General features: G+C 34.3%; 19 protein-coding genes and 1 riboswitch. Of the genes, 1 reads left to right on the forward strand and 18 read right to left on the reverse strand.

Features of this window, described 5'->3' with window-relative positions:
• Positions 1-238 precede the first annotated feature (238 nt).
• Both HMPREF9402_RS04935 and HMPREF9402_RS04940 read right to left on the reverse strand, forming a co-directional pair.
• Positions 239-2,833 (reverse strand): cation-translocating P-type ATPase, encoded by a 2,595-nt coding sequence (locus HMPREF9402_RS04935; RefSeq protein ID WP_009606709.1) that lies wholly within the window; start codon positions 2,831-2,833, stop codon positions 239-241.
• Between the two features lie 178 nt (positions 2,834-3,011).
• A complete protein-coding gene (locus tag HMPREF9402_RS04940) occupies positions 3,012-3,593 on the reverse strand; it encodes a DedA family protein (protein WP_155062366.1) in 582 nt (193 codons plus the stop codon).
• 118 nt (positions 3,594-3,711) lie between these two features.
• Between HMPREF9402_RS04940 and HMPREF9402_RS04945 the strand changes: the two genes are divergently transcribed.
• The gene (locus HMPREF9402_RS04945) at positions 3,712-3,891 is read left to right on the forward strand and encodes a hypothetical protein (RefSeq protein ID WP_039930849.1); all 180 of its coding nucleotides are present in this window, start codon (positions 3,712-3,714) and stop codon (positions 3,889-3,891) included.
• A 341-nt stretch (positions 3,892-4,232) separates the two neighbouring features.
• On the opposite strand, the gene HMPREF9402_RS04950 is transcribed toward HMPREF9402_RS04945, so the two are convergent.
• The 16 genes from HMPREF9402_RS04950 to HMPREF9402_RS05025 all read right to left on the reverse strand — a co-directional run bounded on the left by HMPREF9402_RS04950 (position 4,233) and on the right by HMPREF9402_RS05025 (position 23,520).
• Entirely contained in the window at positions 4,233-4,556 is a 324-nt protein-coding gene (locus HMPREF9402_RS04950; protein ID WP_006785867.1) for a diguanylate cyclase domain-containing protein, read from the reverse strand.
• Between the two features lie 140 nt (positions 4,557-4,696).
• A complete protein-coding gene (locus HMPREF9402_RS04955) occupies positions 4,697-6,649 on the reverse strand; it encodes a GGDEF domain-containing protein (RefSeq protein WP_009606710.1) in 1,953 nt (650 codons plus the stop codon).
• 126 nt (positions 6,650-6,775) lie between these two features.
• Positions 6,776-7,810, reverse strand: coding sequence for an oxidoreductase (locus HMPREF9402_RS04960; protein ID WP_009606713.1), 1,035 nt, complete (start codon positions 7,808-7,810; stop codon positions 6,776-6,778).
• A 211-nt stretch (positions 7,811-8,021) separates the two neighbouring features.
• Positions 8,022-9,974 (reverse strand): tetratricopeptide repeat-containing diguanylate cyclase, encoded by a 1,953-nt coding sequence (locus tag HMPREF9402_RS04965; protein ID WP_009606706.1) that lies wholly within the window; start codon positions 9,972-9,974, stop codon positions 8,022-8,024.
• Positions 9,975-10,333: 359 nt separating this feature from the next.
• Positions 10,334-12,001: a sensor histidine kinase gene (locus tag HMPREF9402_RS04970; RefSeq protein WP_009606707.1), complete on the reverse strand. Its 1,668-nt coding sequence runs from the start codon at positions 11,999-12,001 to the stop codon at positions 10,334-10,336.
• 57 nt (positions 12,002-12,058) lie between these two features.
• Positions 12,059-12,763 (reverse strand): LytR/AlgR family response regulator transcription factor, encoded by a 705-nt coding sequence (locus tag HMPREF9402_RS04975; protein WP_009606708.1) that lies wholly within the window; start codon positions 12,761-12,763, stop codon positions 12,059-12,061.
• 72 nt (positions 12,764-12,835) lie between these two features.
• Positions 12,836-14,725 carry a GGDEF domain-containing protein gene (locus tag HMPREF9402_RS04980; protein ID WP_009606704.1) on the reverse strand — a complete coding sequence of 630 codons (1,890 nt, stop codon included), beginning with the start codon at positions 14,723-14,725 and terminating at the stop codon, positions 12,836-12,838.
• A gap of 267 nt (positions 14,726-14,992) precedes the next feature.
• Entirely contained in the window at positions 14,993-16,348 is a 1,356-nt protein-coding gene (locus HMPREF9402_RS04985; RefSeq protein WP_009606705.1) for a LysM peptidoglycan-binding domain-containing protein, read from the reverse strand.
• 87 nt (positions 16,349-16,435) lie between these two features.
• The gene (locus HMPREF9402_RS04990) at positions 16,436-16,897 is read right to left on the reverse strand and encodes a hypothetical protein (protein ID WP_006785859.1); all 462 of its coding nucleotides are present in this window, start codon (positions 16,895-16,897) and stop codon (positions 16,436-16,438) included.
• An 82-nt stretch (positions 16,898-16,979) separates the two neighbouring features.
• Positions 16,980-17,918, reverse strand: a complete 939-nt coding sequence (locus HMPREF9402_RS04995; protein WP_009606712.1) for an AEC family transporter — start codon at positions 17,916-17,918, stop codon at positions 16,980-16,982.
• Between the two features lie 22 nt (positions 17,919-17,940).
• Complete coding sequence (locus tag HMPREF9402_RS05000; RefSeq protein WP_006785857.1) at positions 17,941-18,441, reverse strand: YbhB/YbcL family Raf kinase inhibitor-like protein; 501 nt, start codon at positions 18,439-18,441, stop codon at positions 17,941-17,943.
• A 152-nt stretch (positions 18,442-18,593) separates the two neighbouring features.
• Positions 18,594-19,586: a helix-turn-helix domain-containing protein gene (locus HMPREF9402_RS05005; protein ID WP_009606711.1), complete on the reverse strand. Its 993-nt coding sequence runs from the start codon at positions 19,584-19,586 to the stop codon at positions 18,594-18,596.
• A gap of 597 nt (positions 19,587-20,183) precedes the next feature.
• The gene (thiD, locus tag HMPREF9402_RS05010) at positions 20,184-20,957 is read right to left on the reverse strand and encodes a bifunctional hydroxymethylpyrimidine kinase/phosphomethylpyrimidine kinase (protein ID WP_006785855.1); all 774 of its coding nucleotides are present in this window, start codon (positions 20,955-20,957) and stop codon (positions 20,184-20,186) included.
• A complete protein-coding gene (thiE, locus tag HMPREF9402_RS05015) occupies positions 20,954-21,583 on the reverse strand; it encodes a thiamine phosphate synthase (RefSeq protein ID WP_006785854.1) in 630 nt (209 codons plus the stop codon). The genes thiD and thiE overlap by 4 nt, the downstream gene beginning before the upstream one ends.
• The gene (gene thiM / locus HMPREF9402_RS05020; protein WP_009606703.1) at positions 21,570-22,382 is read right to left on the reverse strand and encodes a hydroxyethylthiazole kinase; all 813 of its coding nucleotides are present in this window, start codon (positions 22,380-22,382) and stop codon (positions 21,570-21,572) included. Before thiM ends, thiE begins: the two co-directional genes overlap by 14 nt.
• A gap of 67 nt (positions 22,383-22,449) precedes the next feature.
• A riboswitch (TPP riboswitch) is annotated at positions 22,450-22,560 on the reverse strand.
• A complete protein-coding gene (locus HMPREF9402_RS05025; protein WP_039930850.1) occupies positions 22,558-23,520 on the reverse strand; it encodes a hypothetical protein in 963 nt (320 codons plus the stop codon). It overlaps the preceding riboswitch by 3 nt.
• Positions 23,521-23,708 lie beyond the last annotated feature (188 nt).

The following is a 23,708-nucleotide window of genomic DNA, read 5'->3' on the forward strand; positions in this document are numbered from 1 at the left end:
ATTAAATTCTGCTCAGGAATTTGTTTTATTGGTGAAACCATACCTTTCACGCATCTAATACATTATATGGATTTTTCAGTTAAAAGATACCTGATCCGCTACATTTTTTTCAAAATACTATGATAATAAGGAACAAAAAGGTGATTCCTAGAAAGAATCACCTTTTAAATGTAACGAAACCTTATCCTCGCCTGTCACGCTACTAATATGATATGTAACACATTCCTGCATGATGTTTTTATCGTTTAAATAATCTCACAATTTGAATCATTAACGTTGGCATAAATCCAAGGATGTAGATGATTCCAAGTTGAGATAACGTAATGTCAGTGACCATGAATAATGAATTTAAAGCTGAATTTAATAAGATTAAATTTAATAGCCCAAATCCAATAACGAATGCCCCGATACTATACTTGTTAGTAAACAATCCAAGTTTGAAGATTGACTCACGTCCACGACAGTTAAATCCGTGGAATAAACGCGCTAAGCAAAGCGTTGCAAATGCAAGTGTTGCTGCCAATCCATGACTTTCCTGAAGTCCAATGAAGTAAGCAATCATCGTAAACACCGCGATTAAAGCTCCTTGCCATCCGATTTGAATCATGGTGTCTTTATCCAAAATCGATTCTTTTTGATGACGTGGTTTGTCCTGTAATAAATTACGCGTCGATTTCTCCATTCCAATCGCGATAGCTGGTAAACTATCTGTCACTAAGTTAATAAATAATAAATGCACTGAGTAAAAGGGTACCGGTAAAGCAAATAACGTTGCAAATAAGACGCATAAAATTCCCGAGAAATTCCCTGATAATAAATACTTGATTGTATTTTTAATATTGGCATACACATTTCTACCCGTCATAATCGCCTTCACAATCGTTGCAAAATTATCATCCGTTAAAATCATAGAAGCCGCATCTTTTGAAACTTCTGTTCCGGTAATTCCCATCGCAATTCCGATATCAGCCGCTTTAAGTGCTGGCGCATCATTCACACCATCCCCTGTCATTGCGACTAAATGTCCAAGCTCTTGCCAAGCTTGTACAATACGGATTTTATGAGCCGGAGCAACACGGGCATACACTGAAATATGTTCTAACTTTTCATGTAACTCGGTATCAGACATCGCATCGAGTTCGTTTCCGTCTAAAACAAGATCCCCCTCTTGATAAATTCCAATTTGCTTCGCAATACTTTTTGCGGTTACTTTATGATCCCCTGTAATCATAATTGGCTTAATTCCAGCCTGTAAACAGTCCGCTACCGCCTCTGCACTTTCAACACGAGGAGGGTCCATCAATGAAATCAATCCAAGGAAGGTTAAATCGTACTCATCCTCAAGTGTTAGAGCCGAATCATCATGTGTTTTCATCGCAAACCCAAGTACTCGAAGTCCTTGCTCTGCAAACTGTTGATTCGTTTGTTCAATTTTCTCAATTTGTTCTGGTGTGAAATCAAAAATTCCATCTGGTGTTAATACAGAGGTACAACGTTTGATTAATTCATCGGTTGCCCCTTTAACAAACATCGTATACTCACCACCCACTACTTGAAGTGTACTCATCATTTTACGATCAGAATCAAATGGTAGTTCTGATAATCTCGTATATTCTTGACGTAAATCTAATTCATCCATTTGATATTTTTCAAGTAAATCAACTAAAGCAAGTTCTGTTGGATCTCCAATTCGCTGATCAGCTGTTGTCGTGGAATCATTACAAAGACCGCACGCTAAAATTAATAAGTGATCCGCTTCTTGATGTGGATTTAACCCATCTGCATCGACTAAATGATGGTTGACATAAACTTGTTGTGCAATCATTTTATTTTGGGTTAACGTCCCTGTTTTATCTGAACAAATCACAGACACTGACCCTAAACTTTCCACGCTATTTAAATTTTTGATGATGGCATTTTCTTTCGCCATTTTTTGTGTCCCAATCGCTAAAACAATCGTTACAATGGATGCTAATGCTTCTGGTATTGCGGCAACCGCTAAAGCTACAGCAAACATCATGGCATCAAGTGTCGTTGCTCCTTGTAAATCGTTTAAAATATAAACAAAGATACAGATTCCAATAATGACGAATGATAACTTTTTACTGAAATTATCTAAGTTACGTTGAAGTGGTGTTTTACGCGCTTCTGTTTCATTCATCATCGTGGCAATTTTACCAATCTCGGTCTCCATCCCAACGTTTGTGACAATCGCAGTTCCACGACCATAAGTCACAAGACCGCTCGAGAAAACCATATTAATTTGATCTCCAAGAGGACAATCTTGTTTCTCAATCATCGCTGTACTTTTATCAACACTCACCGATTCACCGGTTAGGGAGCTTTCATTAACTTGTAAACTGTAAGCTTCAATTAAGCGTGCATCAGCACTGACAACATCTCCCGCTTCAAGTAATAAAATATCCCCAATCGTTAATTCAGTCGATGGAATTTCTTGCTTGATTCCACCACGAATGACTTTTGCCTGCGGTGTAGATAAAGCCTTTAAACTTTTTAACGATTGACGTGCCTTAACTGTTTGCACGGTACCTAAAATCGCATTTAATGAAATGACAACTAAAATAACGATGGCACTTTCTAAATGACCCGAAAGCATTGAAATAACAGCTGCCGCAATTAAGATTAGAACTAAAAGGTCCTTAAATTGCGAAATAAATACCATGAAGACAGATTCTTCTTTTTCCTCAAGCAATTGATTTGGCCCATATTGCTCAAGACGTTTAATCGCTTCTTCCTCACTTAAACCTAAATGAGATGTTCGATAGCGAGAACATACTTCTTCAATCCCTTGCTCATAAACCTTTTTCTCCACTTTAATTCCTCCTCGTATCCTAACATACACTGAATTTTAAAAGGACAAACCATCCCACTAATGGTGAAGAAGCCCTCACCCGTGCAAGGTTTTAAAGGTTAAACTTTTTATCCATCTCTTTTCAAAATCATCGCAACAATAAAATAATCATCCAACTGTTTGACTGAACCGATAAGTTCTATGCTTCTTTTTGGCGGCTCTTTTTTAAAATTAAAAGTCCGATGACGGCACAGCCAAGTAATAAAAGAATCCATTTACCTGAATCATAATATCCCATGACATTTTTCCATTCATCTGCTAACCAATAACCAAGCCCCATCAGTAACGTATTCCATACCGCAATTCCTAATGTTGAAGCAAGTAAAAAAGTACTGACACGTTGTTTCGTGATTCCTGCGATAAAGGAAATATAGGTTCTAAATAACGGAATGACACGTCCAAGTCCTACTGAATAAGTTGCATACTTTGCATAAAACTGACGTGTTGATTCAATTCCTTTTCGTGTACTCGGATACTTTTTCATCATTCGATCGATCACTGCGTTTCCACCTGTATATCCGATACTATAACAAATCATTGAGCCTATTAAACCAGCCATAATACTGATTAAAATCGCAAGCATAATTGAATCTCCACTTGCTAAAACCATGGCTCCTGACAGTGGTAGAATCACTTCACTTGGAAGTGGGAGACACGCATATTCTAAAATTATAAATAAAAACATGGCGACGAGTCCGTACTGCGTCATAAATTCAATCATTAAATCCACTCTTGGTTCACTCACCCTTCTTAAATGTATAACCGTTTCTCTTAATCATATTGAGGATGAGAATTCTTTATTACCAGTTTATTTCGATGTTTGCTGTGAGATGGATAACATGAGAACTCGTATTTTTGGCAACAAAAAAACGAGCCTCATTAAAAGCTTAACTCCTTTTAATAAAGCTCGTTTAAATTTGATTGACGATACAAATCAAGCAAAAAATAGTATGAGCCTTATTAAAAGTCCGATTACTTCTAATAAGTCTCGTTTAATGAAGTCGTTAGCAAAATCATAAAAAGATGAATTAAGCTACGTCCTTCACGACATGACCAGAGGAACTACCCTACTATCATTTAGTATTGCCCAAGCACTTGATTTATGACATAAATCAAATACAAGGGACCTCCTCGCGATTGTTGACCATGTCTCACCAAAATCAACATTTGGTGTGAACTACTCCCTTATTGATAACTAATATAACATCAATTTATTATTTTGTGAACCCCCATTTTGAATTTTTCCCATATATTTCTGTCAGTGATTGAAGTAGAAATTTAAACCCTCATCTTTTTTGTGCACGATCGGCGACACGATTAATAGGATGCATAGCTATAGCTACAGGTTTTCATCTATTATTTAAATTGAAGAGGTTGTAAACTTATTATTACCACGCTGTCTTGATTTTTCTAAGTTGTTCGTTGCCAACTTAATTTGTTGATCGATTGCCTCTTCTGAATCTAGGATGCCACTGCTAATCCCTGCACTAATCGTCAGACGTCTATCTTTTAAATCGGTTGAATTTTCAATATTTAAATCGTAGATTGTTTGCATTAAATGCATTAAATTAGGAACACATGCTTCCTTTGAATGATACGACACAATAATAAATTGATTGCCCAAATGACGTGAAATATATTCATTTTCAAAAATCTCTTTAATACAATTTACCAAAGTTTTCAAGGCGGTCTACCTGATTAATCATCGATCACGAAAATGTTTAGGTTGGAAAACTTCATCCGAATTATTTCATGAGCAAGTGTCGCACTTATATTGATAATTCATCATAAAAAAAGATTTTTGTAGTTGATTTATCCATACTTTTATACAGTAAAGGTATTACATCCTCTTTGTCTTGAAACTTCTAAATGATGTGACGCTACTTTAATATAGTGGTCGATATCCTGCTTAGAGTGAATGATGCCGCTACTTAATCCTGCACTAACCGTCATTCGCCTATGCTCTAAAACAAGTGTATTGATAATATTCAAGTCATATATCATCTGTAAAAGTTTTTTTACTTTAAGAACACAATTTTCTTTAGAGTCAGTGGAAACAATAATAAAGAAATGCCCCGAATGACGGGAAATATACTCTTGAGTAAAGGTGTTTTTAATTTGATTCGACAATATTCTAATAATATGATCGCCATTTAAGTATCCGTAAACTTCATTATATCGCTTTAAATCATCATACTGAACAACGGTAAACGTCAATTCTTGCCCGAAATATTTTTCTAATCTGTTATATAGAGCAGACTTCGTTAAAGTATGGGTCAAAGAATCAAAATCTTTTTGAGCTTCGACTTCTGTCACTAAATCTAGTATTCTCTTTTTATGATTGGATATTAAATACACAATCGACCCTATGCCCATTGTTGTGATTGATATCATAAAGAATAAAACAATCCTTTTGCTTACATTTCGATTTTGTCTCTCTTCTTTCGTTTTAAGATAAATCTCATTTAAATCAATCAGGTCATCATCAAGTAATTCATTATCAACAATCTGAGCACGACTCTTCATCGCATCATAAGCCAATGAATAATGATTAAGCTTTAAACTTTGATTTATAATTTCATCTAGCAAACTAATTTTACTAATAAAATATATGTCAGAAGATGCAATTTTTTTATACAAGTCAATATACTGCTCAAGGATTTGATCACTTTTTTCACCTTTTAAGACCAAAATATCTAAGTCTATTTTTTCTATCCAATAATTTAACATCGCATGAAGACTGGTCGCATTTTTTTCGTAAATAGCTTGTGCTCGATTAAGATAAATCCTTGCAATCTCTGGTTTATTTTCAAAAACTGACAATTCTGCTTGTAATAATTCTACCCAAAACTGTAACCAAATTTCATGATCAGTCATCAAATTTTTAACACTCTCGCTGTGTTGATTCAAAAACTCAATGGCATGATCATATCCATAAACCATTCGTAAAGATTTAGCTAGCTGCTCAAAATAAATGTTTAAATCAACATCTCCCCATCTTAGCAAACAGGGATATAGCGTTTCAACTGCTTCTTCATAATTTTTATTTAAAAAATAGGCGTTTCCTAATTCAATCGTAATCGCCCGCTGGAGATTTTTATAGTCGTTCCAAACAGATACTTCAAAAGCATCTAACAGATAGTTAATGCTTTTACTGTATTGGGCAGAAAACAAATAAATTTTAGCTAATAACCTTAAATTTTGAATTTCTTGAAATGGTTCTTGTTTTTTAGTTTTATTAGACTCCAATATTTTTATAATTTGTGCCCTGTAATCTTTTGTATAATCTAAGGCCTGTGAAAATCGATAATTCAAACTCATAACTTCTGCTTCATCGTCTTTAAAAGCTTGAAGCGCTAAATTATAATACTCAAATCCTTTTTCGATTTGCCCTTGATGAATCGCATTAAAGCTTAACTCCCGATAGACCATTCCACATAAAGTATCACAATGCAGGCTATCTATGCTTAATGCTCGATAATAATAATCATTTGATTGATTATAATCTTCATTTAATGATTCAATATAACCTAAAGAAAAATAGCTGTGTTTTAACGCGTCACGGTGTCCGGTTCCTTTAACTTCTTGTTGAATTTTATCCCTATAAAATTTAAGATTATTTTTTAAATCATCTTCCTGAATTGTCCCTATTTTATTCAAAAAATCTTTCGTCATAGGAGGTAATGTTAAATAATCAACAGCTAAACCTATACATATGACAGTCACGATAATAAAAAAAATTAATATTGCTTTGAAAGATTTTGACTTCAAAACCATCTCTCCCCTATTCAAACCCAATCCAATTCACTTCTATCACAAAGGTACCATATTTCTCCACAATATAACAATATTTTTTATAATTATACACAAAAAATCCTGATAAAATTTTTTATCAGGTTTTTTTTATTTCATTCGAATACAGCGTCTACCTTCACGATAATAAAGACCATAACAACAATTACATGAGACACACTTTGATTGATGGCCTGCTTTTAATTGTCTAACGAGATTTGGTTCACAAATAAAAGGACGACTAAATGAAACCATGGCGATTCCATTTTGCAAAACGTGCTCAATATCAGATAAGGTTCGAATCCCTCCCACTAAGATTAATGGAACAGTTGTTAATTCTGCTAGTCTTGAGGCACGTTCTAAATAGTAATTGTGATCGGTATATTTTTTCTTGCCAAAGTCGCATCCGCTTAGTTCGACTGCTTCCACTCCTAGAGTTTCAAGTTCATTGAGCATATAAAGTAAATCTGATTCATACGCTTCGTCATTTAGTTCAACATTACTATTGATTTTTATAAATATTGGATAATTTTCTCCGCAAGCTTGTTTGATTCCTAATATGATTTCGCGTGGGAACCTGAATCTATTTTCCACGCTCCCACCATACTCATCCTGTCTTAAATTATGTTGGGGCGTAATGAATTCACTTAATAGATAACCGTGAGCCATATGAACCTGTACGCCATCAAATCCCGCTTCTTTTGCGCGTTTTGCGGCATCAATAAAAGCGTGGCGAATGCTTTTCAACCCTTCATGCGTTAATGCCAAAGAAGGCGTATCTCCCCGTAGCCATAATTCTGAAGGTCCAACTGGTTGTGCTACCCTTGCTTTTGCTCCTGCATGCGCAAGTTGTGCAATAAACTTACTATCATACTGGTGAACAGCGTCGACGACTTCTTTTAACCTTGGAATAACAGCATCACAATCAATGGCATTTTGATCCTCACTCGCACGTCCTTCTTTCGAAACATAAAGATGTCCCGTCATGATTAATCCCACCTGGTTTTTCGCTAATTCCTCATATATTTCTAACTGTTTATCACTCATCAATCCATTACATTCTTGAGCATAATCGTGTGTGGCGGAGCGCACAAAACGATTGATTAATGATAAGTTTTTTAACTCCAATGCTTTAAATGGACTCATCGAAATCCCTCCCGTTAATTCTCACATCTCTAATTACTACTGTAGTCTATTTTAAACACACAAACAACCCTTCAAATAATATCCCATGGTTAAAAATAAAGAAAAGCTATGAGCCTTTTGACTACATAGCTTTAATATGATCTGTGAAATGGATGATCCCTTTCTTCAAGAGGAAACCTAGCTTCGCTAGGATAGCCCCCCCCATTCTTTTTTAGACTGTCACCTTATTTGATCCACGTTTTTTAGATAACTCTAATTTATAAGTCGCATCATTAATATGTTGATCAACCTGTAATTTGGTTAATACTTTACCAGTCGATAATCCTGCACTAATCATCACACGTCCATCGACTAGATTAGATGTATTCTCTATATTTTCATCATACATCTTTTCTAATAAATACTCCAATTTCAATAAACAAGCTGAACGATTATTAGGTGAAACGACAATAAAATGATGCCCTGCATGTCTTGCCACATAAGCCTCCGGGAAAGTTGTCTTAATTAACTGAGCTAGCTTTTGAAGCACCTTATCTCCAGTTAGATAACCATATACCTCATTATAACGTTTAAAATCATCAATATTAATCACCATAAAATTCAATAAATCATCTTGACCCATATGAACTTCAAGACAGTCATACAACGCTTCTTTCGTTAAGGTGTTCGTTAATGTATCCACATCTTGCTTCGCTTTAATCTCATTCGATAAAGCTTTAATTCGAGATTGCTTCTTGAAAATAATAAAAATAAGAACTCCTACACCCCCAACCAATAGGGTACCTATTATACTCACGATTAATTTCATCATGATCTGATTTTGTTTAATCTGATCTAATGTCATCTCATAAAATTCACTAATATTAAAGGAATCATTTTTAATATCAGTACTTTTAAAATTGCATAATCTTTCATTTAGATATTGATATCCTAATTCATAATTATTAATCTCAATACTCTGTTTAACCACCTGCTCCAATAAATTGACCTTAGCTGTGACATAAATTTCTGAATCAACAATTTCTTTATATAATTGGTCATATCTATCTGCAATTTCTTGATTTCTTATTCCAGTTTGCACTAAATAATCTAATTCAACTTTCTCTTTCCAAAGATACAATGTTGTCTCTTGAAACTCCTCGTTACTTGTATAAACTTTATCCAAGTGTTGAATAAGGTCATTTGCTTCTGCAACTTTTCCTTCATTAATCGCTAAACTAGCACGAATCCATGTATACCAAAAGTCTAACCATTCTGATGATTCAACAGATAATTGACTCACATAATCATTCAAAAATTCAATTGCTTTATCGTATCCCTGAACCACCCGATAAGATTCTACAAGCTGAGGAATATATGAGATAAAATCGTCTTTTTTGTTTCTTGGAAAAAGACTTTCTAAAATTGAAATAGCTTGTTCATAATCCCCATTTAAAAAATAAGCTTGTCCTAGCTTAATTGAAACTTCCTCTTGAATAATTTTATAATCATTCCATACACTCACCCTATATGCATCCAGTAAGTACATGATACTCTTTTCATAATATCCACTAAGCAGATAAACATTAGTTAATAAGCGATGAGCTTCTAAATAATCATACTCATTCACATTTTTATCTATCACAAATTCTAGTAGTGGGATACTAGACTGGGGATTACTAGAAAAATCAACGATTCCTTGAGAAAAACGTCGATAAAGACTTGATTTAAGTTTTGTCATATAAAATTTTGAAACATTTTTTTCTGCTAACTCAAAATAATACTTAGCACTTACTTCATCATTTAAAGCTAGGGCATTATAAGCCAACTCTTTATATAAATTAATACAAATAGTTGAACTTGAATCTTCCCCAATACTTAAGGCTTTTAAATAATACTGAGTTGATTCTTCAAAATTCCCATCTAAAGCCTCTAAAAAGCCAAGTGCATAAAATCCTTTTTGAAGATCTGATCTTCTTGTCATCTGTGATAATTCAGCTAAAATCTTAGACTTGTATTCCTCGACTTGATTTTCTTCCCATAAATAAATAGAAAAATGGTCAATTTGATTAACAACTTCCTTTGTAACCGTTGGACGGTTCCATTCTATCAGTATAAAAACAAAACATAAGCATAAAAGTGCAGTCATTATTTTAATTGATCCCTTTAAATATTTTATCTTCAATCAAACACCCCCTTCTCCAATGTCAACAATCCCATGAGCACATCACACCTAGCTTCGCTAGGATGGGGACATTTTAAATTCCAATGATACTGATCTATAAAAAGATGCACATCGAGTTAAAAATTGACATGAACTTAAGTCTCATTGCTTTCCTCGCCTAATAAATCAGATTTCAAATGATTTAATTCCATATTGCCTGTTATATTTATTACAAAATTATACAAAAAACATCTTTTATTATCTTAACATTTCTAACAAAATACATCAATATGTGTTCCTAATTTATTCCATTTTAACATCAATATGGATACTTCTTTAAAAAAATCGGGTAAATGATTACATTCACCCGATTTTATCCATTATTGTGGCTTTTCTAATGTAATTGAAAATACAAATTGATGACGACACTCATCATAATCAAAATATGTACTTCCATTATACTTAGCCACAGCGCGTTTAATATTTTCAACTCCATAACCATGCTGACCCTTTTGAGTCTTTGTGCTTTTCAATTTTCCCTTTGAAATAATAGGGGCCACATCGCAACTATTCACCACCTTGATGATGATATACGTCTGATTAAAAGAAGAAATCGTAAATTGAATTTCCTTTTGTTCACTTTTCTCACAACTCTCAATCGCATTATCAAGCATATTCGTCAAAATAATCGTCATCTCTTTAAAATCCACAAAATCTAGTGACACGTGTTCAATCCGTTTCGTAAAGGTAATGCCTATTTTCTTCATCTGAGAAATCTTATCATTCAAAATAATATCTACCAATCGATTTCCCGTAATCACAATCGACGACAACTGATTCAAATCTTCATAAACACTATCAATATAATGACTTGCCTCTTCCGGTGTCTGTTGATTAATAAAACCTTTTATACAAATAAGATGATTTTTAATATCATGAGCTAGCTGATTAATTTGATCATTCTTTCTTAATAGTACCTTGTTGTGCTCGATAATCATCCGATTTTGTTCACGTTCGTTCTCAATTTCCTTTGATTTCATGTACTTAAACGTTGCAATCCCACCTAATATAGCGATGATAAATGAAGCACACGCAATTCCTATTGCAACATGAATCTGGGTTTCAAAATTTTGTTCAAAAGCCTTAAATTCAGACATTGTTTGCTGATAAAAATCTTTCATGGGGGTACTAGTTAACACAACTAAATCATACGGAGCATACAACTCAGCATATAACATATCCTGATTGTCATTGTTTTGAACATAACCAAAATAAGTTCCATTATCCTTTAGCCCCTCTAGCATTTCTTTTAAAACATAACGTCCCCTATCATCTTGATAGGTTGTATTAATATAGCATCCTTGTCTTGCACAACTTGGTGAGACACTTATCCCTTGAATGACTTTAGCAAATTTATCTCCACCTTTATAATCAACAATTTCGATTAAGGTGTAAATCGATGTTAAATTAGGATTTTCGTCGAACGCGTCTTTTAACATTCCTTTATACATTGTCTTTAAATCGGAATCTGAAATCCCAATAATTACAATATACCGATTCTCTTGCACCATATGCTGCCTCCATAGTGCAAGATCAAAGAATAAATCACTATACAGGATATCCTGTGCAAGTATCATATTATTTTGTTTAAATTCAGCTACCACGGTTTGATTGTGTTGATCGTAGACCCTAATTTGTAAATCTTTGTAGACAGAAGTTAAAAAAATAAACATCTCCATAATATCCTCGTCTTGTTTAGATTTTTCAATGATATATTCATGGAGGATTGAATCGACAACATTTAACGATTTATTATAATCTTCAATCAGATAATCAAAATCAATATTCACTCTAATCATCAACTCATTAACATCATTTTTCAATTTACTTTGTTCCACTTCAATTAAAGATTCCGTTAAACAATTAATATTGTTTTGATAAGCCACCTGCATAATCCTAATATAAATCCATATTAAACCAAAAACGACGATCCCAATGATAAGAATAGCATTAAGGTAAATTCGCTTTTCCGAGTTGTTTTTTTGCATTCTTATCATCCTTTCTAAACAAAAAAAAACGCCCATTGCTCTCAAGGGGCGTTTTTATTAAGGTTGACTAATATAACGAACAAAACTCGTTTTAAAACCTTTATATTTCCTTAATGACATATAAACTTCTTCACCTGTTGTCAATGTCACTTTATCCCGAGCAACTAATTTTACATATTTTAAATTTACTAAATAACTTGAATGGGTATATTCAAAATGATGAATCGCTAAACGATGATACCAACTATTTAAATTATAGCTACTTGTATAGATTGCTTCAGGTGTATGAATTAAGACTTTTCGACCTGATATTTCTAAATAAGTGATATCCTCAATTAATACTTTCTCTAATGCCCTTTCACTACGAGCAGAAATATATTTTTTTGCAGTATTTAATTCTTCAATTAAGGAAGTCAACGCTTCAGTTAATTCATCCTGCTTTAACGGTTTGATTAAAAATCTTGATGCCATGACCTTATATCCTTCTGGCCAATAATGTTCATAAGCTGTAACAAAAATGATTTTACTTTTAGGACACGTTTTTCTAATTTCTTTGGCCACTTCTATCCCATTAATCCTAGGCATCTCAACATCTAGAAAGATGACATCATATTCAAAATAATCTTTTTCTAAAAAATCTTCACCACATCCAAAATAATCAATCTCAAACTTAATTCTACACTCACTTCCATAAGCCTTTAAACTGTCAATTAACTCAACTGCTTGAATTCGCGAATCTTCACAAATTGCAATTTTATACATTATTTCACCACCATTAATCCGCAAACTCTCCTAAGTTAACATTTTAACAAGCAAACTATACCTAATTCAAGTTTAAATCGTCAACCTATTTTTTCCTTTTTCTTTTGAGATTAAGACTAAATCCTGTGCTTTTTTTAGATATTTATCTAAATTAATCGGTGAATCTAAATTACCACAAACAATTCCCACACTTAACGTCATACGTAAATCTCTTAAATTCGTCACATGCTCAATATTTAAAGCATATGTTTTATCAATCAATTGTTGTGCACGCTGTGCTGCTCTCATTTTATCATCTTGTGTCACAATAATAAACTGTTGTCCATTATGTCTCGTCAACAATCCTTCTTTAAACTCACTCTTAATTAACTCAAATACTTGCTCAATCACCTGATCTCCAGCAATATATCCATATGTCTCATTGAACTTTTTAAAATTATCTAAATCAACAACAAAAACACTTCCATTTGGATATTTCTCCGAGCATTGATCATATAACTGTTGTAACGTTAAAGCTTCCATCTCTTTATCAGGTAAGTCTTGTTTTTTAGAACGTAAACTTTTTCGTTTTTTATTATAACAGACAAACAAAATCGTTGCGAGTAATCCCCCAACAAGAATCCATCTGCCTATTATTAAGGATGGATTCTTATCGTCAACTTTATCACTCATCGTATTTTTAAGATTTTCTTCAATCAAATTAATTTGAATCAAACTTTCTGATTTTAATGGGGTAGGGATTTGACTTGCAAAGTAAAAAGCTTGTTCATAATTTTCTAACTCAAGATTTTTTTGAATGATATCCTTTAACAATAAAATTCTTAATACCGAATCAATATCCCCTTTCATTACCTCTTCATAAAAATCTGTATAAAAATCAATCAATTCTTGCCCCTCGAACTTAATGTCACCATAGAGCTTATTTTTAAAAACATTTAGAGACTGAATTTCATAGTTCCCCTCCGCCTCAAATTCGGCTGCCAATAATTGTTCTAATGCTTTTTCCTTTTGTCCATCCTCAATATATAACTTGGCTCTAATGATTGACTTGTAGCCCTCTTCATATTCACTTTCTTCTAATACTGAGTTAACTCTTTCATCTTCAATCAACTCTAAGGCTTTCTCAATCCCGTGCTCGTTAGCAATACTATAAATATACAGCCCGAACATATAAAAAGGAATTTCCTCTTGCCTTGCCACAATTAAATCTTCATAAATCAAAATCACATTCGTATAAGATTCATTGAGATACTCATTAATAACTAAACTACTAATGCCACAACTTAGTAAGTCTTCATAGCCATAAGTTTGAGCAAGGGTGATAGCTTTTAGGGCATACTGATTCGATAAATCTATCTGTAAAGTTCCTAAATAAAGATTCTTTAAGATTAAGCAACTCATAATATTTTGATAAACATCTGAACTAAGTTCTATAGACTCTTGTAATAATTGGACTGCTTGATTAGTATTCACAAGTAGATTAATGTAATCTTCAGCTCGCATCTGATAAATCAGCGCTAACAACTGATCATTCTCACTCTTAATAGCAAGAGATTTAGCGTATTCAAAATACTCATCTGATTTAGGATTATTCTCAAGATATAAATAATTTTTAGAAATCCCCATCAATACGATTGCTTCTACTTCTTCAGGTTGATTTTTTCCAATAGATAATTCCTTTACAAAGTAATTATTTGATTCTTCATACTCTCCTTGATAAAAGTTCACATATGCTAGATAAGAATAAGCTTTTTTTAATTCATTCCGATTTTTAATGTCATCGAGCCTCTCAATGACCTCTTTCTCATAGCTTACTAACACATCTGGGGTTAGACTCATGAGCTGATGATCTAAATTCTCAATAAACTCACTTAACTCTAACGATTCTGTTGTTTCCTTATGATGAATACCGATTCCAACGAGTGTTCCCAAAAGGAGAAGGACGAATAAAATCCTCTGCAAAATAATCCACCTCAATATATAAATTTTAGACAACCATCCCCTGTTGTCTACGTCTCTTAGCTTCTAAAAAGTTAGCACTAAATAAATAGGTCTTTTAAAATTGTAAGTTATGATTTAAAAGATAGTTTATCAAAATAAACACCTAAAATGTAACTCCCTACTCTGCTACAATAAAGCATATTCCCCACCATCATATCACCATAAAAAAAACAAAACAACAATTCACGTAATAACGTCATAAAAACCGACAAAAAAGAATGTATTATTTCAATTAAGATATAACGCTTTCCCAACATATATCATATTAGGATTAGTGATCCCATTCAACTTCACTAATTCGGAAACCGTTGTACCATATTTAGTCGCAATCCCCCACAACGTATCCCCTGCTTTCACTGTATATTCAGTCGCTTCAACTCCACTCGATTCACCTGGAATTTGTAATACTTCCCCAACATAAATCACATTAGGATTACTAATATCATTCAATTTCACTAATTCAGAAACCGTCGTACCGTATTTATTCGCAATCCCCCACAACGTATCCCCTGCTTTCACTGTATATTCAGTCGCTTCAACTCCACTCGATTCACCTGGCATTTGCAATACTTCCCCGACATAAATCACACTAGGATCACTAATATCATTCAACTTTACCAATTCAGAAACCGTCGTACCGTATTTATTCGCAATCGCCCATAACGTATCCCCTGCTTTCACTGTATATTCAGTCGTTTCAACTCCACTCGATTCACCTGGCATTTGTAATACTTCTCCGACATAAATCACATTAGGATTACTAATATCATTCAACTTTACCAATTCAGAAACCGTCGTACCGTATTTATTCGCAATCGCCCACAACGTATCCCCTGCTTTCACCACATAATCAAACGTCGTCTGTGGTTGAGACGGAATCTCAGGTTTTGAAACCTCAACTGAAGATAAGAAAATACCATCCGTAAAATAATCTAAATCAACTGAATTCGTTTCAATCCCATTAACTTCTCCTGCATCACTATATTGAAAACCAACCCAGTTGGACCATTTTCCATTATCCTGTGGCTCAGATCCCCCGTAATCTGCTACCCATAGTGGATAGCTGGCTATCTCATCATTCCAAATGTTAATCGCATTATAACTATCACTATATACGACGACCTCTTTCCCACTCAAAGCTTCAACCTCTTGAATAAACGCTAATCCAACCTCATTAATCTCCTCATTATTCAACAATCCAAACGACTCAAAATCCATCGCTAACCGGCAATCATATGAATAATCTTCAACAAGTGACACAAAAAAAGACGCCTGATTCTTTGCTTCCTCCACACTCATCGCTGTCACATAATGATAAAAACCAACTTTTAACCCTGCTTCATTCGCCTTCTTGGCATTTGCCTCAAACTGCTGATCCACATAATCAAAACCCTCACTACTTCGAATATACACCACCTCAACCCCAGATTCCTTAACTGCCTCAAAATCAATATCACCTTGCCACTCACTCACATCAATTCCATTATATTTCAAATCACTAGACGGAGACAAAGCTAATGCCTTTATATCAGAGCCTAAGATAACACTCACCATCACCACAATAGATACCATCCACTTTTTCAACTTAAAACACTCCTTTCAATGATTAAATAGATACTATAACTTATGACAACAACAAAAAAACGGTCCTGCTTACGCAGAACCGCTATCTTAAATAACGCATTTAAATGTTTGTTGAGTGACCGCTAACTGTTCTCTTGCCAAGAAATTAACCATCTTCACATCATTTATTAACTCATGTAATTGAATATATGATAAGAAATATTTTTTTCCCCAAGCGCGCACTGCCGTAAACAACTCGTGACCATAATAATTTAAATCAAGCTCAGGCACAATATAAAAGGACATCAAATCCAAATACTTATACTTCACGCTTCCGGGAACCGAATACGTCTCCTTAATTTCAACTAAAGCCATTCCCTTAATCTCGTTATCAACCTCTAATAAAATATAATCTCGATAACGAGTTTTAATATTTTCCTCAATCCATTCCTCATCCATACTTTTTCCTTGATAATTCGTTGGTTGTAAACTGTGACGATGACGATTTAAGGCAAAATGCAGATTATGTAAAGTTTCTACATCTTCAAGCGTTGCCATTCTAATATTCATATTTCATTCCTCCTACTTCATTCAAGGTATTACTAACCTATGAACGATAAGTAATCAAATATGAACGAATCGACAAAAGCTCTTAAATAAACTGTCCCTCTTTCAAAATAAAAATCCAAATAAACATCGTGAGGACCGAAAACATCGAGCCAAACACAACAAGTTGTCCTGCCAAATCTGCATCGCCATCCATTTGCTTCGCCATACTAAACGACGAAACCGCCGGAGGAGATCCAAAAATCGCAAGTAAGATTGCTAAACTCGTCCCTTTAAGATCAAACATAATCGCCAGGGGTAAAAAGATAACAGGTGCTAACACCAATTTTCCAAGTAATCCAATGCACAAGTTTCTTAAATTGCCTCGAACGCTCGAAAACGTAAATGATGCTCCTAAAATAACGAGTGCCAATGGCGTTGTCACCTTTGATAAATCGCTAATTGTTTTCTCAATAGCCGATGGTAACTTAATGCCTATAGCCAAAAATAACAGACCGAGTAGCGACCCGATAATTAATGGATTCGTGACAATTCCTCTTAGAATTTTCCTCACATGGATGCGACTTCCACGAAATGTTTCGAGGGTGATGACCGCTAAAACATTAAATAACGGCACAATAACTGCAACTAATAAAGCAGCTGCTCCTGTCGATTCAGCCCCACATAAAGAAGTCGCAATTGGAATTCCAAAAATCACAAAATTACTTCGAAAAATAGCCTGAATCAAAACACCACGCTTAGGATTTTCCTTCTCAATTAAACAAATAATGCCCCAAGTGATTAATAAAATAAGTATCACACTGAAAATCGCAAACAACATGAGTTTTAAATTAAAAACTCCTGCGATGTCTGTTTGATACACGTTAATAAATAACAACACTGGTAAAAATACTTTGAAAACCACTGTATTCATTCCATTAATCGTATGTGTGTCCCAAATCTTTAAAACCTTTAATCCATATCCTAGTACAATCATTAAAAACAGTGGTAGCACTACGTTTAATGATAAAATTAAATTCTCCATACGTCTCCCCTACAAACTCCCTTTAGTTTGAGTACTCTCCTTTTAATGTGAAGCAATCTAAAATATGACCGTCCATCGCACGATAAAGCTCGTTCATATAAAATCCTGGTTTTAAATCAAGTAATGTATCTAATGCATAAACATGTGTCTCATAAAGATGAGGGGCATTGGGTGGAGCCATTCCTCCATAATAACTAGAGGCTTCAATACTTTGATTATCTCCTTGAATGCTAATCCAACTATTGACACCTTGAATAAAATCAGTAGCTGTTTGAGATTCACCTGCTAATAATTCATCACGCGTTAAGTTAGCGACTAACCAATGAATCCATGAAAAACCACAAACTGGAACTGCGTCTTTATCTTCCATCACAATGGCAAAAGACTTCGTACCTTGTGGTGCATCTTCAATTTTTAACGGTAACGAATATAAAGGCATCTCATTCTCATTAAATTGAGTCCCTTTTGCTCCATACTCATCGGCAATGATTCCATCAATAATACCTGTACTTGTCACTTTCATTTAATCATCTCCTTTTAAATACATTATAACGTTTTCCACATCAAAAAAATAGGGAGATTCCCAATCATTGTATTAGGATTCTCTCTATTTTTATCTGAACACCCACTTTTTATGCGATTAAACTAAAGGACGAACCTAACACTCGTTCTTTTTTATCTTAAAGTTGTTTGATACCCCGTATAAATCATGCCCACTAACAAAATAAGACAGGCTAAAATAATTAAATATGTCATCCGATCCGGGCAATATGCACGCTGTTCTTTGACTGCCTTTTTCACACGATTTTGTTCTAAAAATAAGCCTACCATATTTAAAAAGATATACGGTAAAATAAACAAAACTAATTGACCTGCTTCTACTGTATTGTTACTAATATTGAAAGCTAATTGAGTCACGATTGTTGCAATCACCATAATCATAATCGAACTGACAAATACAAGGACAATCCACATCCCAACTCGTGCTTCTTCTTGTTCAGATGGCTCTACGAATATCTCTTGACGATATTTAACATTAATCAATAAAATTCCACCGATAAATTGAATCATAAAGACAACGATTAACAACATAAAAAGCCAAGAAATCTCTAACTGCATCAAACTTAGGATGATATAAATCAAACTGTAACTAAGCGTCGTAAAGAGACAATAAAACTCAGTGATATACGCCATTTTTTTAAGACTTGAATCATGATAATGAACTCGTTTATCGTATCCGGCCACTAAGGTATAATCACCTGTTTTAATGCCATGTGTAAACACAAAATAAATGCTAGTTGCCATCATTAAAAAAGTTAACAAGATGATGAGAATACCAGAAACTTCATACCTTGGACTAAGTACAACAAAAACGAAATAACCAATCAAAGAAAACAGCTGTGTTAAGTACATCCACTTCATAGGCTTTAAATTTAACTCAACGGGTTCTTCTTTAATATCTGACTTTATGCCCATTAATCCATCTAAATCTGTTTCAAAGATAGCCGCTAACTTCATCAACATCTCAAGATCAGGTTGCGTCATACCTCGCTCCCAATTTGAAATGGCCTGCCTCGTCACACCTAGTTGGTTTGCCAACTCTTCTTGAGACATTCCCCTACGTTTTCTTAATGTTGCAATCTGAGTTCCTAACTGATGATGCTCCATTTCTCCATCTCCTCTTTGTCTCTATCTGATGATATCTTACTAAATTCTACATCAGTATGCTACTTTTTATGCGCTGCAGTCACGCAATAATCTGTTGCCTCTCTCCTTTGTGCATTTAATAAAGTGTCAGGCTTTAAAAGTGGATGATCCCACTAAGCCCACCCCATCAAATGAAGATGGCTAATATAACAATCTTCGATTGTTCTTCTTAGCATGGGGGCTGCACCCCTTTTCCTAGGAAATATTTTGAGATATTTTGTTGGTGTGATGTTGAAAAACAGTGGATGAAAAAGAGAAATTGTCATAGTTAGATAAAATATGTTAGTTAGTTATGAGTTTTGATTTAATGTGTCTTTTTGACTGTTTTTATTGTAGATAAAAATAAAAGACAAATCGATGTGATTTGCCTTTTTAAAAGAAATGAGACCCTATATTTAGAATCAAATAAAATAAACTATATGCACTAATTAAACCAATCAAAAGCCTTCGTGATAATCCACTATCCATCCGAATCAACCCCTCATCATTTCATTATACGGATAAATTAAACGGAATATGTCAAAATTATAGATTAACTTAATAAAATGACGTTATTTTTTAAACAAGATGATTTAAAGGTCCACGACCATGCCCTAAATCAAGATTAGCCTTTAACGCTTTAGTAATATACAACTTCGCATTTTTTACACTCGTTTGAACATCATAGCCTAATGCTAAATTACTCGTAATCGCAGAAGAAAGTGTACATCCCGTTCCATGTGTATTAGGATTTTCAATCTGCTCTCCTAAAAACCATGTCACTTCTCCATCAACGTACAATAAATCATCTGCACAATCATCCAAATGACCACCTTTAATTAAGATATGTCCTTTATAAAAGGATGCAATCTTTTTAGCGGCTAAAACCATTTCTTCTTTTGATTGAATGTTAAATCCACATAAACACTCAGCTTCTTGTAAATTTGGCGTAATCATTGTAGCCAATGGCATCAATTTTTTAATTAAGACGCTCATTGCTTCTTCATTTAATAAGCGACTTCCACTCGTAGAAACCATCACAGGATCAAGAACAATAGAAACAGCTTGATACTCCATTAACTTTTCGACAATTGCTTCAATAATAACCGACGATGAGACCATTCCAATCTTCACACTATCCGGTACAATATCCGTAAAAATAGCATCCAATTGAGCACGTACCATCTCAGGGCTCACTTCTTCAACCATTGTAACTCCTAATGTATTTTGCGCTGTTAATGCCGTAATCGCACTCATTCCATAAACACCGTGTGCGCAAAACGTCTTTAAATCCGCCTGAATTCCGGCACCTCCACTACAATCTGATCCCGCAATACTTAACACTTTTTTCATAATACCCAATCCCTTTTTAAATTTTTTGCAGCTTGCATTATATCATCTGACGCTAAAATAGCTGATACAACTGCGACTCCACAAATTCCGCTACCAGTTAACTCGTCCACATTATCTTCATCAATTCCCCCAATCGCAACGACTGGAAGATTCACAGCCTCGCAAATTTCTTTTAATACCTGTAGGGGAACATGTTTCGCATCCTTTTTGGTGTCAGTAGAAAATACAGCACCAACACCTAAGTAATCCGCACCTTGTCTTTTGGCAATTTGAGCTTGTTCAACAGTTTGAACTGATACTCCAAGTATTTTTTCTTCACCTACTAACTTTCTAACTTCATCCGCAGGTAAATCATCTTGGCCAATATGGATTCCATCTGCATCAGACTGAATCGCCACCCAAACGTTATCGTTAATCATAAAAGGAACTTTATACGTTGTAGTCAATTCCTTTAACTCTAAAGCTTTTAATAAAAACTCTTCATCGCTTAAATTCTTTTCTCTTAATTGAACCATGGTCACACCACCTTTAAGGCCTGCTTCAACTTGTTCAACTAATGATTGATCTTTAGTCCAATGTCGGTCAGTCACTAAATATAGACTTAAATCTTGCTTATTTAGTTTCAATCTTCATTCCTCCTTCAAGAATGGTTTCATTTAATGTGCTCATTGCATCAATTAAATGCATTTTAAAACTTGAAGTTCCTTCACATTTGGTTGCTGCGATTTCTCCACATAATCCCATTGCACAAATTGCAGTAACTGTTGCCTCTATTACCTGATTTGGATTAGCTCCACAATATGCTCCAATCACCGCAGTTAACATACAGCCTGCCCCTGTAATTTTAGACATTAAAGGATGCCCATTTCGAATCATAAAAACTTGGTTTGTATCTACTACTAAATCAATAACACCACTGATGGCAATCACAGCACCTGTTTTTTCACTTAATGTTCTCGTCATTTCGATTACTGAATCTATGTTTTTATCAGTGACTAAATCGGCTGCACTAGCATCTACCCCAAGTGTCTGACCTGTTCCAGCCGCTAACGTCTTAATCTCAGAAATATTCCCACGAATAACTGAGAACTTCACCTCTTTAATCAATCGTTCGACTGTTTCAGTCCGAAGTGTCGATGCTCCAGCCCCAACTGGATCTAAAATAACTGGATGATTTAATTGATTTGCTTTTTTACCAGCCGTAATCATTGCTTCAATTGTACGCGAATTTAAAGTTCCAATATTAATGACAAGACTTTGACAGATCGTCGTAATCTCTTCAACTTCAGTCATTTCATCTGCCATGATTGGAGATCCACCACAAGCTAAAATAATATTGGCACAGTCATTAACGGTCACATAATTCGTAATATTGTGTACAAGTGGTGTTTGATTTTGAACATTCTTTACGATTTTTTTTAACATTAAAATTCCCCCCATCATCAAAAAAGGGATGGACCATAGGCCCATCCCTTACATCAAAACGATATACGTTAAAATTCCAGTACATTCCCTACGTTGGCATTATCCAAATCAGGTTATAGGTCGACGCTCCATTTCGCATCCTCTCAGCCGGCTTGGGCCAGCTCCCTTTCCATATTTAATTATACTTAACTTTATCATACGACTTAAACTCCGTCAACAACATAACCCTAAAAATCAAAATGAGCATCAGGTTCAGTCCAATGGTGACTAAAACGAACATACTATCCTTTGGCTCCGACGAATAAAATACAAGATATAAAAGAGGGAGTTGCAACACATATAAAGGAACTGAAAGTTGCTTCACTAACTTAAATACCTTTGATTTGAATTGAACCTTCATCAACACGACCATGATGCCTAGTACACTAGCAATCGGTAATAAAAAGTTCCAACTAATAGAAAGCAACAATAAAATCCCACAAATTAAACTCAGATTTAATAAATGCTTTCTTAATATCATAAATACAACTTTTTGATAACGTGCAACCCACATCCCAACCATAACAAAGATTCCTGGCCACCCAGCTAACAAACCAAATAGACTCAAAATTTTTATATTTTGTGTGAATCCCATTAATAAATAAAACACAAACAACGTCACAATCAAAGACGCCTGACTTCCATCTAAAAACTGTCCCATTATCGTATGCTGTAAGATTTCAAACAACGAAACTTCCTCACCAAGATAAACCTGAACCAATCCCATTAAAACGTTACCTGATACAAACATCAAAAACAAGCGTATTGCCCTTTGAAATATTCTCTTTTTAATCAATCGATTTGCTTGAATTGAAAAATTCCTAAATTCTACCCCCACCAAAAACAAATAAACAGCTAAAGCGCCAGTTCCTAGGGTTTGAAGAAACTGAAGTATTAAATCAGGATGGCTCACTCGTTCAATCACTTGGTGAAACAAAATTAAAATCAGACAGACGCCTTGAATACATTCAATATTCGATTTATTTAAAAATGCATAGCTTCCGCGGCCATAAAAATATGATTTATATGCCAAAAGCACTGGCATCAAAAATGCTACAAACATAACTAAAATCGTTGAGCTACTTATATTTAGAACCATAATCCACCTCTTTTCTCACATTATATAACGAACAAAAATTATTGTAAAAACAATCTATCCGACAAAAATTATTCAAAACAAAAACCATGTCGAGCGACATGGTTTTATTTTAATGTTGATAATATTAGTTATCCTTTAGGGTTATGCCTTGGTTTAGCGTCACTCTCAGCCTTTTATCTAATCCAGCT

The sequence above is a fragment of the Turicibacter sp. HGF1 genome (assembly GCF_000191865.1).
Classification (GTDB): Bacteria; Bacillota_I; Bacilli_A; order MOL361; family Turicibacteraceae; genus Turicibacter; species Turicibacter sanguinis.

What these genes read in the sequence shown, in the direction of transcription:
- HMPREF9402_RS04940 (WP_155062366.1), bottom strand. Translation starts at nt 3,593, where the DNA reads ATGATTGAATTTATGACGCAGTACGGACTCGTCGCCATGTTTTTATTT.
- HMPREF9402_RS04945 (WP_039930849.1), top strand. Translation starts at nt 3,712, where the DNA reads ATGAGAACTCGTATTTTTGGCAACAAAAAAACGAGCCTCATTAAAAGC.
- HMPREF9402_RS04955 (WP_009606710.1), bottom strand. Translation starts at nt 6,649, where the DNA reads ATGGTTTTGAAGTCAAAATCTTTCAAAGCAATATTAATTTTTTTTATT.
- HMPREF9402_RS04960 (WP_009606713.1), bottom strand. Translation starts at nt 7,810, where the DNA reads ATGAGTCCATTTAAAGCATTGGAGTTAAAAAACTTATCATTAATCAAT.
- HMPREF9402_RS04970 (WP_009606707.1), bottom strand. Translation starts at nt 12,001, where the DNA reads ATGCAAAAAAACAACTCGGAAAAGCGAATTTACCTTAATGCTATTCTT.
- HMPREF9402_RS04975 (WP_009606708.1), bottom strand. Translation starts at nt 12,763, where the DNA reads ATGTATAAAATTGCAATTTGTGAAGATTCGCGAATTCAAGCAGTTGAG.
- HMPREF9402_RS04990 (WP_006785859.1), bottom strand. Translation starts at nt 16,897, where the DNA reads ATGAATATTAGAATGGCAACGCTTGAAGATGTAGAAACTTTACATAAT.
- HMPREF9402_RS04995 (WP_009606712.1), bottom strand. Translation starts at nt 17,918, where the DNA reads ATGGAGAATTTAATTTTATCATTAAACGTAGTGCTACCACTGTTTTTA.
- HMPREF9402_RS05000 (WP_006785857.1), bottom strand. Translation starts at nt 18,441, where the DNA reads ATGAAAGTGACAAGTACAGGTATTATTGATGGAATCATTGCCGATGAG.
- HMPREF9402_RS05005 (WP_009606711.1), bottom strand. Translation starts at nt 19,586, where the DNA reads ATGGAGCATCATCAGTTAGGAACTCAGATTGCAACATTAAGAAAACGT.
- thiD (WP_006785855.1), bottom strand. Translation starts at nt 20,957, where the DNA reads ATGAAAAAAGTGTTAAGTATTGCGGGATCAGATTGTAGTGGAGGTGCC.
- thiM (WP_009606703.1), bottom strand. Translation starts at nt 22,382, where the DNA reads ATGTTAAAAAAAATCGTAAAGAATGTTCAAAATCAAACACCACTTGTA.
- HMPREF9402_RS05025 (WP_039930850.1), bottom strand. Translation starts at nt 23,520, where the DNA reads ATGGTTCTAAATATAAGTAGCTCAACGATTTTAGTTATGTTTGTAGCA.